Source organism: Desulfoluna butyratoxydans (genome assembly GCF_900699765.1).
GTDB classification, from domain to species: domain Bacteria; phylum Desulfobacterota; class Desulfobacteria; order Desulfobacterales; family Desulfolunaceae; genus Desulfoluna; species Desulfoluna butyratoxydans.
Map to the genome: position 1 here is coordinate 42,699 of NZ_CAADHO010000015.1, position 13,142 is coordinate 55,840.

Consider the following 13,142-nt stretch of genomic DNA (forward strand, 5'->3'; position numbering starts at 1 on the left):
AAAACAAAAAAGCCGCCGGATATGAATCCGACGGCTCTTGCTTTTAAATGGTGCCGAAGGGGAGACTTGAACTCCCACGGGTTGCCCCACACGGCCCTCAACCGTGCGCGTCTACCAATTCCACCACTTCGGCAAAATGTGAGAGCGTTATAGCACCGCCTTTGGGGGTGATCAAGCCTTTTTCCACGATTTCGGCGCTCTTTTTTTGAGGCGAGGGGTAACATCTTCAGATGATGTGAATAATGGAAACAGGCCGGAGCAGAACGAAGAGCCCTAAGGCTGGTAGTGGGCGTTGACAGGGGATTAAGGAGACGTGAAGGGGCGCGGTACCTGGTGCTGTCAACGTGGTGGGGGCGTGTTTCAATCACCGGAGGTGAGGAGGCAGATTGCCCAGTTGCCCAAAAACAAAAAAGCCGCCGGATATGAATCCGACGGCTCTTGCTTTTAAATGGTGCCGAAGGGGAGACTTGAACTCCCACGGGTTGCCCCACACGGCCCTCAACCGTGCGCGTCTACCAATTCCACCACTTCGGCAAAATGTGAGAGCGTTATAACACCGGCTTTCGGGTTGATCAAGTCTTTTTCAATGGGCCGCAGCGTTTTTTTAAGGGGTGTTCTTTGGGTGCACTGAAAGAGTCTTCAGATGCCGGAGAACTGAGCTTGGGGGCATTCAGTAATCAGTATAGAGCGACTCCCAGCCCCAGGTGTCAACTTGTGTATTGATGTCAATGTCTTTATCGCTGTGGATGTTTGTGATGTTGCCGTCATAGTCTCTTGCCTTTAACGGCAGAAACTCAATGGATGTCTCATAGAATCTGAGCAGCAAAAACGTTTTATACGTTCCGATGCCACCGTCATAGAGGGTTTCGAGGGTCGGGTCTATGCGTGGGTAATATTTTTTCATTTCGCCACATTTGTTGTGCCAGTGACCCCCGATAACGCCCGCAATGGTGTCGGGATACTGGGTGATGGCTTTGGCGAAGTTGTCGGCATATTCTTTGTTGTATTCATCATAACTGTGATCAGACCATGGGTCAGATGTCCTGTCCGGATTATGGGTAAAGACAACGACTTTTCTATGGTTGTCCTTTGCCCAGTGCAAGGTATCCATCAGCGGAGGGTATTTGCTTCCAAGGCACGTGGAGATGCCGTCGTACAGAACGATATGGTACTTGTCTCCGATGTCGAACTGTGTGCCCACTGTTTTCATTTTCGGGTAGAGCTTGTTTACGATGGCTTCCGGGCTGAGGTCCTCATCATATTCCCAGTGCCATTGATCGTGGTTCCCAAGCAGCAGGTAGACGGGTTTGACTTTAAGAGATGCATCCAATAAATCGTCGTAGACGTCTTCATCGATTGATGGGTTCATTGGTGCCGGTATGGGGACTATCGGACCCGGCATGTAGACGGTACCGCTATAGTAGTCTTTGTTGATTTCACCTTCATAGGGCTTGAGATATGCATTGAGAAAACATCGCATTTGGGACAGGCCACCCATGGTAAAGTCTCCGCAGATGATGGCGCATTTTAGGGAAATTTTATCTTGGATGCGTCTGACAGCTCTCAAGACAGAGACATTATTTCTTGCCACATCGTCATCCGAGAGATGATCTTTCCCTCCGAAAAAAAATTGGGGGTCAGACATAACCAATATGGTTGCTAACGGGGCGGCCATGATTTCCTCCTTGATGGTTACACGTGGTTATCTAACACGCATTGGCGGTATTGAGGCTTGCACAACAGGTGACAACGACGTTTGGCGTGTGTGTAGCTGCTGACAATCAGCGCTGCAGATGGTTTTCGAAATGAAGGGTCTGTTTTTGGTGTGTCAATGTACCAGGCGGCAGGGGGGGGGGCATCTTCCGTAAGAGTTGTAGCGTAGAGAAAAAGCACTTTGTGTTTAGTGAGCCGTGAGTTGGTAATGGAAGGGGTGTTGATAGCTTTACTGAAAGTACTGCTAAACCATCGGATTGTCAATGTTTTTTATATGGTTCGGCTTTTGTCGGGGTGAGCCAGGGTATGGGGGCGTGAGAGGAGGGGTGTCAAGTGACTGGCCATAACAAAAACCCCCTTGCCGTTTCCAGCAAGGGGGTTGAAGTCAAATGGTGCCGAAGGGGAGACTTGAACTCCCACGGGTTGCCCCACACGGCCCTCAACCGTGCGCGTCTACCAATTCCACCACTTCGGCAAAATGTGAGAGCGTTATAACATCGGTTTTCGGGTTGATCAAGCCCTTTTTGCAAGGCTCTTGGCTTTTTTTGAGGGGTGGAAAACGTGGCTGGGGGAGGAGCACATTTTGAGGTGTATTTTCAGGATAATGTTCCCGTAGGGCGGTTCCGGGATTTTGATGAGACGATTCCAGGGGACAATGATAGGGCCAACGCAACGATCATTTATTGTGATTGGTGCCTTGATATAAGCAGGCCTTGCAAAGGCGCAAAGAGATCATTTACGGGTTTTCTGTGCGCTTTTCTTGATCGTCTTGAATGCTTGACGTATTTCGGGCAATAAAAAACCCCGTCTTGTGTTCACAAGACGGGGTTTTCGTATATGGTGCCGAAGGGGAGACTTGAACTCCCACGGGTTGCCCCACACGGCCCTCAACCGTGCGCGTCTACCAATTCCACCACTTCGGCAAATCGTGCGACTATTCGCTTTTTGTATCCGCAGGTGCTGCGGGAGCGCTCTGCTCGGCAGCCGGGGGTGCGGTGATCACCGAGCCGGTCTTTTTCGTACCCGAGTCGTACGCCAGGAAGAGCGAGGTGATCATGAAGATGATCGCGATGGCCGTGGTGGCCTTGCTCAGGAAAGTGGCGCCGCCGGAGGGGCCGAAAAGGGTCTGGCTGCTTCCACCACCGAATGATGCGCCCATATCGGCGCCTTTTCCGGTCTGGAGAAGGACAATGAGGATCAGGCCGACGCAGACCAGAATATGAACTATTTTAACAAAAAGCATGGGTTCGCCATCCGTTTATCATCGTTTGTATCGAACAATCCCGCTGAAGGATTCGGTGTCAAGGCTGGCTCCTCCAACGAGGGCGCCATCCACATCTTCAAGGGCCATTAATTCAGCAATGTTGCCCGATTTGACGCTGCCACCATATAGGATTCTCATGGCATTGGCAAGCTCTTTCTGGAGGCTGTCGGCAACGCTTTTCCTTAAGAAGGCGTGCACTTCCTGAACCATATCAGGCGTTGCCGTGTTGCCGGTGCCGATGGCCCAGACGGGCTCGTAGGCGAGGACAACAGTGGCCAGCTCCTCGGCGGACAACCCCTTAAATCCCATTTTAACCTGGGTGTCAAGGACCTCAAAGGTTTTTCCCTGTTTTCGCTCTTCGTCGGTTTCACCGATGCACACCACGGGGACCAGGCCGGCCTTCAGGGCGGCTTTGAGCTTGTTGTTGACGGTCTCGTCGGTCTCGCCGAAGAACTGGCGGCGCTCGGAGTGGCCGATGATGACATGGGTGCAGCCGCAGGAGCGGATCATCTCGGCAGAGATTTCTCCGGTCCAGGCGCCAGTGGTTTCCCAGAACATGTCCTGGGCTGCCACGGCGATGGGGCTTTTCCCAAGGGCCTGGCAGACAGGGTAGAGGGCGGTGAAGGTGGGGGCCACCATCACGTCCACGTCGATGTCGGCGCCCAGGGCATCTTTAAGCTCGGTTGCAAAGGCAACGGATTCGGCACAGTCCTTGTGAAGCTTCCAGTTGCCGGCGATGAGAGGGGTACGGGTTGCCATAGGGGGCTCCTTATGTTGTGGGACCGGCCTCTGGTGGAGGCCGGTCCGAGGCAGTAGATTACAGTTTGGATGCGATCATGGCTGCCAGGTCCACCATGCGGTGGGAGTAGCCTGCCTCGTTGTCGTACCAGGAGAGGACCTTCACCATGCCGTCGATGACGTCGGTGGAGGGGGCATCCACGCTGGAGGAAGCGGGGCAGCCGTTGAAGTCGATGGAGACCAGGGGAGCATCGCAGTAATCGAGGACCCCTTTGAGCTCGCCGTCGGCAGCCTTCTGAAGGGCTGCGTTGACCTCTTCCTTGGTGGCGGGCTTTTCAAGGTTGACCACCAGGTCCACCAGGGAGACGTTGGGGGTGGGGACGCGGATGGACATGCCGTTGAGCTTGCCTTTGAGCTCGGGCAGGACCAGGGCCACGGCCTTGGCAGCGCCGGTGGTGGTGGGGACCATGGAGCAACCGGCGGCACGGGCGCGCCTCAGGTCCTTGTGGGGGGCGTCCAGGATGCGCTGGTCACCGGTGTAGGCGTGGATGGTGGTCATGAGGCCCTCTTTGATGCCGAAGGTCTCGTGGAGCACCTTGGCAACGGGGGCCAGGCAGTTGGTGGTGCAGGAGGCGTTGGAGACGATGTGGTGGGCGGCCGCATCGTAGGTGGCATCGTTGACGCCCATGACGATGGTGGCGTCGGGATCGCTGGCCGGGGCGGAGATGATCACTTTTTTGGCGCCGGCTGCCAGGTGCTTGGAGGCGCCTTCGCGGTCGCGGAAGATGCCGGTGCACTCCATGGCGATGGCCACATCAAGCTCTTTCCAGGGCAGGTTGGCGGGGTCTTTTTCGGCGGTGACGCGGATGGTTTTGCCGTTGACGACAATGCCGTTATCCGCAGCTTTTACCTCGCCGTCAAAGCGTCCGTGTACGGAGTCGTAGGCCAGAAGGTGGGCGATGGTTTTGATGTCGGTGAGGTCGTTGATGGCAACCACGTCGATTGCGGGGTTGTTGAGGGCTGCTCTGAAAACCATACGACCGATACGTCCGAATCCGTTGATACCGATTTTGATGCTCATGGGTCTTCCTCCGTCCAACGTTGGGTGTCAGCACCAGTTGGAGATGTGATGGTGATAAATGGTTGGTGACGTTTGCAAAGAGGCGTCCGATGTCCGGGGCTGCAACAGGTGCAGCCCATCCAAAGGCAATGTTCGGGCGGGTCTTTAAACGTTGTAAGGGGCCGGAATCTTGGTGTGGACCCGGCCCCCGGTTGCTTATATCGCGGTCGCCCCGATGGCGATCGTTTCTTACCCTGTCAAGGGGAATGCATCAGCGCTTGGCGCCGTTTAAGATGCTGCTGGCAAGGGAGATGCTGCGTTTGCCCGTGTTTTCCAGAAGCTTGGCCGTGGAGGCCAGGGCTCCTTTTTTCTGGCGGCCCACCGCAGAAATCAAAAGGGGCAGGTTGACCCCGGAGATCACCTCCACCTGGTCCTCCTCCAGAAAGGAGAGGGAGAGGTTGGAGGGGGTGCCGCCGAACATGTCGGTGAGGATGAGAACCCCGTCTCCGGAGTTGACATCTTTGATGGCCTTGGCCACCTTGTTGTGCAGGTCATCGACGCTCTTGGTGATGTTGATGGAGACGGGCTTGACCTGCTCAAGGGGTTCTTTTTGTATGAATTCGGCGGTTTCGATGAGGATTTCACCGAGATTGCCGTGGGTGACGACCAGTATGCCAATCATATATAAACCTCATGTGGGGCATCTTGTATGGTGGCCTCGCCACGGTCCGGGCGGCATGGAGCATGCCCCCGCGGTGTGGTGCCGCAGCATGGGCTTCGGTGCGAGGCGTGTTCGGTCTGTAACGCTAACGAGTGTATCATTTTTTGGCGGCAGGGCACACACCTGCCGGCGTTTATTCCTCCCGGCCGATGTCCCGGTGCAGGAGGCGGATATCGGAATAACGACGCTTCAAGTGGTTGTGGATTTCCGAGGACACGGCCACGCTTCGGTGCCGCCCTCCGGTGCATCCCACGCCCAGGGTGAGGTAGTGTTTCCCCTCCTTTTGGTACATGGGGATGAGAAAGTCCAGAAGATCGGTGTATTTGAGCAGGAAGGTCCGGGTCCCCTCGCCGTTGAGGACAAAGTCCCGTACGTCCGGGGAGAGGCCGCTGTGGGGCTTGAGCTCCGGGACGAAGTAGGGGTTTTCGAGGAACCGCACATCCACCATGAGGTCGGCGTCCTGGGGGACACCGTACTTGAACCCGAAGGAGACCACGGAGATCTTCAGCGGGGTTTTGTGGTGGGAGTCTGCGGCCAGCTCCGAGATAACCTTTTTCAGCTCGTGGACCGTCAGGCTGGAGGTGTTGATGATCCGGGTGGCGTCTTCGTTGCGCAGGCTTGTGAGCTCTTCCCGTTCCTGGGTGATGGCGTCCATGACCCCTTTGTCCCCCACGGCCAGGGGGTGGGTGCGGCGCGTCTGGGAGAAGCGTCGCGTCAGGGTGGCGACGTCGGCCTCCAGAAAGATCACCTTCAGGTTGTGGCCTGCCTGCTTCAGCTCGTCGAAGACCCCGCGGTACGACTTGAGAAAGGTGCGCTCACGAAGGTCCATGCCAAAGGCGATGCCTCTGTAGTGGGTCTCCTTGGCAATGGGGATTTCCATGAACTTGGGCAGGAGGGTGACGGGGAGGTTGTCCACGCAATAGTATCCGGCATCCTCAAACGCGGCCAGGGCCGTGCTTTTACCGGATCCTGCCTGTCCTGTGATGATGAAAATGTTGAAGATGTTCATGGGGAGAACTCCCTTTGCTGCCCGGAGCCGTCGCCGGCAAGGCCGCGTGAAGGTTGCGTGCCCTTTAGGGAACGGACCGGTTCGGGGTGCTGGTGTTCGTTGAAGTCGTCAAGGAGTTTGCCTCTCAAGGGCTGACATCCGATGGTGCCCGGGAAAAGCCCGGGCCGTCATCCGTTTTCGTTGTCCTCGTTTCGGATAATGGCGTGGATCTCGTCCCGTGATGTGGCGGTCATCAGTTTTTTGCGAAAGAGATCGCTCTTGAGCATTTTGGAGAGCCTGGCCAGGAGCTTTAAATGTTGACCGGTGGACTGCTCGGGAGTGACGAGGACAAAAAAGATATGGGCCGGTCGCCCGTCCAGGGAGTCGAAGTCCACACCCTGGCGGCTCATGCCGAATCCCACCACCATGCGGTCCAGACCGGCGATCTTTCCGTGGGGAATGCCGATGCCGTCTCCGATGCCGGTGCTTCCGAGTTGCTCCCGTTCAAGGAGAACCCTTACCAGGTCCGGGTGGTGGAGGCCAGTGAGGTCCGCAATGGGGGCCGCGAGTTCTTCCAGGATTCCTTTTTTGTCCCGTGACGTGAGTTCGGGGATGATCGTTTCCAGCTGCAGTACATCAAGGATTTTCATAATGATTCACCCAGAGAGTCTCTGTTGGCCTGTCCGGCGGTGTGTCTGCCAGGCCGTGTGTCAGGCCGTCCTTTGCAGGGTCGTGCGAGAGGCGGCTGCCGACAGGTTTGGGACCTCTACTTTCATATCAGTGGATGGCCCATCTTTCAAGACCTGATGCGCGGGTCGCGTCTCGTCATCCGTGCATCGGTTTTTGCCCATGAAAAAAGGCGCCTGCACCGGGCAGGCACCTTTTAAACGGAGTGTTTTGTAGCTGACATCACCGGGGTTGTCAAATGGATTTCATTGGACGGTGGTTCCCGGAGGCTGTCGTGTATACGGGCGAGTCGCCCTGTTGGAAGATGAACCCGTGTGTGATCAACCCGGCGAAATCGAAACGCATTTTCGGCTGCTCCTCAAGGGCCCCGCATCCCCTTGAAACGGAGGTGCGGGGCGTTTTCAGGCGGGGCTATATTTTACGAGTTCATCCTCGTGACGTTGCGGACGGACGGCGGGTCAGGCCAGCCGGCGGTCCTCATCCATATCGAAATCGGAAAAGTCATCAAACTCATCCACGTCAACAGGGGCCTCGTTTATCTCTTCGGCCAGGGTGGGACGGATCCCGGGGTTGCCGCTTTTGCGGGCCTGTATCTTTTTCTTGTTTTTGGAGAGTTGCTGCTTGATTTTATCCACGGCAAGGTCGATGGCTGCATACATGCGCTCGCTTGTTTCCGTGGCGTGGACCGTGGTGCGGCCGCTTGTGACGTTTATTTCGGTAATATGCCGTATCTTTTCAACGGAAAAAACGACGTTGGCTTCGGAAGGGGCATCAAGCAGTTTGTCGATACGTTCCAGCTTTTTGGTGGCGTACGCCTTGAGTGCGTCGGAAGGGTCAATGTTCTTAAATGTTACAGATACTTGCATAAATGACCTCCTAAAATTGTTTTCGTTTGCTTGACGGCAATATTTTCATTGCCTCACGGTATTTGGCTACCGTTCGTCTATCGATGTCTACATTGGCCTCCTTTTTTAATATTTGCGCGATTTTCTCGTCGCTGTAGGGTTTTTTGGTATCCTCTCCGTCAATGATCTGTTTGATCTTGTCCTGGACGCTGGCCGACGCGATGGCTGCTCCGTGGACGCGGTTGATGGAACTGTTGAAAAAGTATTTCAGCTCGAAGATACCCTGGGGGGTATAGGCGTATTTGTTGGTGGTGACCCGGCTGATGGTGGACTCGTGCATACCGATGTCCTGGGCCACGTCCCGCAGCACCATGGGCTTTAAATGAGAGATCCCTTTTTCAAAGAACTCGGCCTGGAACTTTAAGATGCTCTCCATGACGCTGTAGATGGTTTTCTGGCGCTGGTGGATGCTCTTGATGAGCCAGGCCGCGGAGCGCATCTTGTCTTGGAGGTAGTCCCGGGTGTCGCTGGGGATGTCCTGGCCCTTGGAGAGTGCCTGGCGGTAATAGGGGTTGACGCGGAGCCGGGGCATGCCGTCGTCGTTCAAGGCGATGATGAATTCCCCTTCCTCCTTGTAGACGTAGATGTCCGGAGTGATGTAGTGGGGCTCTTCGGTGCTGAAGGGACGGCCCGGCTTGGATTCAAACTCCTTGATGATGTTCACCGTGGAGATGATGCTGGGCAGGCCGACTTTCAGCGCCTTGCTGATGGCCTTGTAGTTTTTGTTCTCCAGCTCCTTGATGTGGTTGGTGACGATCTCCTTCATGATCCGGGTCTCAACGCCGAAATGGCGGGCCTGGATCAGGAGGCACTCCCCCAGGTTCCGGGCACAGATACCCGGAGGATCAAAGGTCTGGAGCTCTTCGAGGACATCTTCCACGAGTTCCACAGAGTGGCCGCACTCCTCCGCGATCTCTTCGACGGAGGCGGTGAGATAGCCGTCGCTGCTCAGGTTGCCGATGATGAGGCAGCCGATCTCCTCGGTGTCGGAGTCCGGGCAGGTCATCAGGAGCTGCCAGAGAAGGTGGTCATCCAGGGATTTCTTCTGGGATACGAAGGCCTCGTATTTGGGCGCCTCCTTCTGCTCGGATTCGTACTGGGCCTTGCCTGTGGAGTTGTACTCTCCCAGGTAGTTGTCCCAGTCGATGTCGCTTCCGATCTTCTCGTCGATTTTCACTTCGGACGTTGCGTTCTCTTCCGGTGCCGGCTTCTCGTCCTCGTGGGTTCCCGCTTCCCGTTGTGCCGTCTCCTGAATCTCTTCGAGGGCCGGGTTTTCTTCCAGCTCCTGGGAGATGGCGTCGACCAGCTCGAGACGGGAGAGTTGCAGGAGCTTGATGGCCTGCTGAAGCTGGGGGGTCATCACCAGTTGTTGGGAGAGGCGCAGCTGTTGCCTGAGTTCCATTGCCATAACTACAACTTCACGGTTTCCATTACGGTTCACACAAGTTTGGGTTACCGGTCGCATCGCCATTGATACGCCGACTGAAGCCGTCTGTCGGGACGGTTCGATCCATCGAAATTAAAGACGCGGGCCCTGTGGCGCTTCGGGGGCCTGCGGTATGTTACAGGCTAAAGCCTTCGCCCAGGTATATTCGGCGGGCGATCTCGCTTGATGCAATCTCTTCGGGTGAGCCGGACTCTATGACCTTGCCGACGCTCATGATGTAGGCGTTGTCGCAGACCCCCAGGGTCTCGCGGACGTTGTGGTCGGAAATCAGGACCCCGATGCCGCGCTCTTTGAGCATGGCGATGATGTTCTGGATGTCGATGACCGCAATGGGATCGACCCCTGCGAAGGGCTCATCCAGAAGGATAAAATCCGGTTTAATGGCCAGGACCCGTGTGATTTCCAGGCGTCTGCGCTCTCCGCCGGAGAGGACAGCCGCTTTGCGGTCGGCAAGGTGACTGATACGCAGTTCCCCCAGGAGGGTCTCCAGGCGCTCTTCCTGTTCCTGCTTGGAGATGTCCAGGAGTTCCAGGATCGCCATGACGTTGTCCCTGACCGACAGGGACTTGAAGATGGATGACTCCTGTGGGAGGTAGCCGATCCCGCATCTGGCCCGTTTGTACACGGGATAGTCGGTGATCTCCTGGCTGTCGATGAAGACGGAGCCTGAATCGGGACGTACAATACCTGCAGCCATGTAAAACGTGGTGGTTTTCCCTGCGCCGTTGGGGCCGAGGAGGCCGGTGACGTGGTTGCTCTCCACGCGGATGGAGACACCGTCCACAACGGCTCTCCCTCCGTACGTTTTTATCAGGCTGTTCATCACAAGCTCAGTCATAAAATCCCGATCTTCCCTCTTCGTAATGCGTCTTCACTTACCGGGTCCGTACCTTAAAAATATAATGCATCTGTCGCCGATCTCAAGGGCGGCCCTTACACCGGTAGTCGGTTCAACTTGTCCGGGACGTCCCTTACCATACCACAGGGGCTTTGAAAAAGCACTTGGCATGTTGTCAGCGGTTACCTAAAAGCGGCTATTCTCAAGGCTTGAAGCTCTATTTGTCCTTTTTGTCCGGGGTAAAGGAGAACCCCTTTTCCCCGGGCACGAGCCGAACCTTTACCCGGGTGCTGTTGCCGCTGTCCACCTTGATGGCGCCTGTAAGGCGGTTGATGACAATGGTTTTGCCCGTCAGTGTGCTCTTGCCGCTCACCACGCGGGGCGGGCCTCCGGTGAGGGTCACCTCCTCTTTGCGCAGGTCGTACATGGCCTTGTCGGCGGTGGCGCGTTTCTCTTCAAAGTCCATGGTGACGTTGCCCTCGGCTTCGATGAGGGAGAGCCCCTTGGTGGTGTCTCCCTTTTGTTTGCCGTCTTCGTAGTGGAGCTGGACCGAGTCGGCCTTGAGTACGGCACCGTCCCGGGTGATGCGGACGTTGCCGGAGAAAAGGGCGTACCGTCCCTGGCTGTCCGAGGTGAGGTGGTCGGCGCTGATGCCGACTTCGCCTTCCTGGGCGATGCCGGCTGCAGGTATCAGGACAAGGGCCAGGAGGAGGCACCAGAGATATTTACTGGGGGCGTGTTTCATCGTATTTTCCTTTGCTTGCTTCTCGGAGCGTGCCGTTGACGTTTCCGTCCAGGGTCATCCGTCCCCCGGCAAGGTCGAGGAACATGGCATTCCCGGTGAGACGGGAGATGTCGTCGGTGATGACCACCGGGGTTGTGGAGATGATAACCTGGGATTCCTTGGTGTAGGTGAGGGCGTCACTGGTGATGGTGATTCCCCTCCGCTTGACCACCACATTGCCGGACACCTCCATGTTCCGGGTCTGGGTATCAAGGACTCCCTTGTCGGCAGTCAGGGTGGTGACTGCGCCGGACTTTTCGAAATACCGGGCGGTGAGCATCAGGAACACAGCGCGGTTTTCCGTGTTGTACAGGTTGACCGTTTCCGCCTCGACGCTCCATTCATCCACGCCCTGACGGGACGAGGTGTGGCGCATCTTGTCCAGGGTGAGGGTTGCTTTGTTCTCCTCCCGGGGCTCTGTGGCTGGCGTCTGGCCGCTTCTGTGGGTGACCAGGATGACTCCGGTGGACAGGGCGGTGGCAGCCATGATGGCGATGAGCACCCTACGGACCACCTTTCGGGTGGTTATGGTGCCTTTGCGCTTCATGCAAGGAATCTTTCGATGGCTTTATCCCAAAGCCCCTTGGCCTTGAGGATCGCTTCGCAGGTTTCCCGGACCGCCCCCTTGCCTCCGGCGTGGGTGGTGGTCAGGTGGGCGCGTTCCCTGACTTCGGCCACGGCATCGGCCACGGCAATGGAAACCCCGACCCGTTTCATGATGGGCAGGTCCGGGAGGTCGTCGCCCATGAAGGCCATGCGATGGGCAGGAACCCCCGAGCGTGCCACCACCTCTTCAAGGGCTTTTGCCTTGTCTGAGACGCCGTCAAAGAGAAGGGGGATGCCCAGGTTGTCCACGCGGGCCTGGAGGGCCCCTGCGGATCGGCCGGTGACGATGGCGGTCTGGATTCCTGCGTCCATGAGGAGCCTCAGACCAAGACCGTCTTTGACGTTGAAGAACTTGATCTGGCTGCCGTCGTCGCAGTAGGTGACTTCGCCCTGGGTGAGGACTCCGTCCACGTCCATGATGAGCAGGTCGACGGAAGCGAGTTTCTCCGTGGAGGTCATGCCTTGCCTCCGTCATTTATAATGGACTTGATGGCCACGATGCGGGGGAGCAGGGTCTCCATCATCTCGAAGTTGACGGAGTTGGGGCCGTCGCACAGAGCGTTGTCCGGATCAAAGTGGGTCTCCATGAAGAGGCCGTCGGCTCCGGCTGCAATGGCGGCCTGGGCAAGGGGCGGCGCCTGCCTGCGGTCCCCGCCGGACTTGCTGCCCTGGCCTCCGGGGAGCTGCACCGAATGGGTGGCGTCGAAGATGACGGGGCAGCCGGTCTCCTTCATGATCCCCAGGCTCCGCATGTCCACCACAAGGTTGTTGTAGCCAAAGGCGGTCCCCCGTTCGGTAAGAAAGATGCGGTCGTTGCCTGCGGAACGGGCTTTGTCGACGATGTTGCCCATGTCCCATGGGGCCAGGAACTGACCTTTTTTGATATTGACCGGCTTGCCGGTTTCTGCGGCAGCCACGATGAGGTCGGTCTGCCTGCAGAGCAGGGCCGGGATCTGGATGATGTCCAGGACCTCGGCGGCTTCTGCGGCCTGGGCCGGTGCGTGGATGTCCGAAATGACGGGAATGTCGAATTCGCGCTTTATCTCTTCCAGGATGCGCAGCCCTTCCTGGGGGCCGGGGCCTCGGAACGAATCAATGCTGGTGCGGTTGGCTTTGTCGTAGGACGCTTTAAAGATGAAGGGGACCCCTTCTTTAACGGTCAGTCGCCTGAGGAAGTCGGCGATGCGCATGCAGATGTCCCGGTTTTCGATGACGCAGGGGCCGGCAATCAGGAATGGGGGAGCATCGGGTCCGGTGCGTAACGAACGGATGGGGTCTGGCATACAAAACTCCTTAAAAAAGTCTCGGGGTTGGGGTGTGGCCGCCTCGAATACGTCGCAAGGCGCCTGATCGCATGTCAAGATGTTGCCGATTACCTGTACCAGATAACA

General features: G+C 56.9%; 14 protein-coding genes and 4 tRNA genes. All 18 read right to left on the minus strand.

The genetic code is table 11. The features are described from left to right. Positions 1–48: 48 nt before the first annotated feature. Positions 49–133: transfer RNA gene (locus tag MSL71_RS24860), tRNA-Leu, on the minus strand. A gap of 316 nt (positions 134–449) precedes the next feature. After that, positions 450–534 (minus strand) — tRNA-Leu (locus MSL71_RS24865). 136 nt (positions 535–670) lie between these two features. Continuing rightward, positions 671–1,675 (minus strand): metallophosphoesterase family protein, encoded by a 1,005-nt coding sequence (locus MSL71_RS24870; RefSeq protein WP_180146727.1) that lies wholly within the window; start codon positions 1,673–1,675, stop codon positions 671–673. Between the two features lie 428 nt (positions 1,676–2,103). After that, a tRNA-Leu gene (locus MSL71_RS24875) sits at positions 2,104–2,188 on the minus strand. A 363-nt stretch (positions 2,189–2,551) separates the two neighbouring features. Beyond that, positions 2,552–2,636 (minus strand) — tRNA-Leu (locus tag MSL71_RS24880). 11 nt (positions 2,637–2,647) lie between these two features. Beyond that, the gene (gene secG, locus MSL71_RS24885; RefSeq protein ID WP_180146729.1) at positions 2,648–2,956 is read right to left on the minus strand and encodes a preprotein translocase subunit SecG; all 309 of its coding nucleotides are present in this window, start codon (positions 2,954–2,956) and stop codon (positions 2,648–2,650) included. Between the two features lie 18 nt (positions 2,957–2,974). Continuing rightward, a complete protein-coding gene (gene tpiA, locus MSL71_RS24890; RefSeq protein ID WP_180146731.1) occupies positions 2,975–3,736 on the minus strand; it encodes a triose-phosphate isomerase in 762 nt (253 codons plus the stop codon). Positions 3,737–3,794: 58 nt separating this feature from the next. Beyond that, on the minus strand, positions 3,795–4,796 hold the full coding sequence (gene gap / locus MSL71_RS24895) for a type I glyceraldehyde-3-phosphate dehydrogenase (protein ID WP_180146734.1): 1,002 nt from the start codon (positions 4,794–4,796) through the stop codon (positions 3,795–3,797). 250 nt (positions 4,797–5,046) lie between these two features. Beyond that, a complete protein-coding gene (locus MSL71_RS24900) occupies positions 5,047–5,457 on the minus strand; it encodes a PTS sugar transporter subunit IIA (protein WP_180146737.1) in 411 nt (136 codons plus the stop codon). Between the two features lie 172 nt (positions 5,458–5,629). Then, positions 5,630–6,505, minus strand: coding sequence for an RNase adapter RapZ (gene rapZ / locus MSL71_RS24905; RefSeq protein WP_180146740.1), 876 nt, complete (start codon positions 6,503–6,505; stop codon positions 5,630–5,632). A 167-nt stretch (positions 6,506–6,672) separates the two neighbouring features. Then, on the minus strand, positions 6,673–7,134 hold the full coding sequence (locus MSL71_RS24910; protein ID WP_180146744.1) for a PTS sugar transporter subunit IIA: 462 nt from the start codon (positions 7,132–7,134) through the stop codon (positions 6,673–6,675). Positions 7,135–7,629: 495 nt separating this feature from the next. Continuing rightward, positions 7,630–8,037: a ribosome hibernation-promoting factor, HPF/YfiA family gene (gene hpf, locus MSL71_RS24915; RefSeq protein WP_180146747.1), complete on the minus strand. Its 408-nt coding sequence runs from the start codon at positions 8,035–8,037 to the stop codon at positions 7,630–7,632. Positions 8,038–8,047: 10 nt separating this feature from the next. Beyond that, positions 8,048–9,484 carry an RNA polymerase factor sigma-54 gene (rpoN, locus tag MSL71_RS24920; RefSeq protein WP_180146750.1) on the minus strand — a complete coding sequence of 479 codons (1,437 nt, stop codon included), beginning with the start codon at positions 9,482–9,484 and terminating at the stop codon, positions 8,048–8,050. Positions 9,485–9,638: 154 nt separating this feature from the next. Continuing rightward, positions 9,639–10,361 carry an LPS export ABC transporter ATP-binding protein gene (gene lptB / locus MSL71_RS24925; RefSeq protein WP_180146753.1) on the minus strand — a complete coding sequence of 241 codons (723 nt, stop codon included), beginning with the start codon at positions 10,359–10,361 and terminating at the stop codon, positions 9,639–9,641. A 217-nt stretch (positions 10,362–10,578) separates the two neighbouring features. Beyond that, positions 10,579–11,106, minus strand: coding sequence for an LptA/OstA family protein (locus MSL71_RS24930; RefSeq protein WP_180146756.1), 528 nt, complete (start codon positions 11,104–11,106; stop codon positions 10,579–10,581). Further along, positions 11,087–11,692, minus strand: coding sequence for an LPS export ABC transporter periplasmic protein LptC (lptC, locus tag MSL71_RS24935; RefSeq protein WP_180146758.1), 606 nt, complete (start codon positions 11,690–11,692; stop codon positions 11,087–11,089). Before lptC ends, MSL71_RS24930 begins: the two co-directional genes overlap by 20 nt. After that, on the minus strand, positions 11,689–12,210 hold the full coding sequence (locus tag MSL71_RS24940) for a KdsC family phosphatase (RefSeq protein WP_180146762.1): 522 nt from the start codon (positions 12,208–12,210) through the stop codon (positions 11,689–11,691). Before MSL71_RS24940 ends, lptC begins: the two co-directional genes overlap by 4 nt. After that, the gene (kdsA, locus tag MSL71_RS24945; RefSeq protein ID WP_180146765.1) at positions 12,207–13,034 is read right to left on the minus strand and encodes a 3-deoxy-8-phosphooctulonate synthase; all 828 of its coding nucleotides are present in this window, start codon (positions 13,032–13,034) and stop codon (positions 12,207–12,209) included. The genes MSL71_RS24940 and kdsA overlap by 4 nt, the downstream gene beginning before the upstream one ends. Between the last annotated feature and the right edge of the window lie 108 nt (positions 13,035–13,142).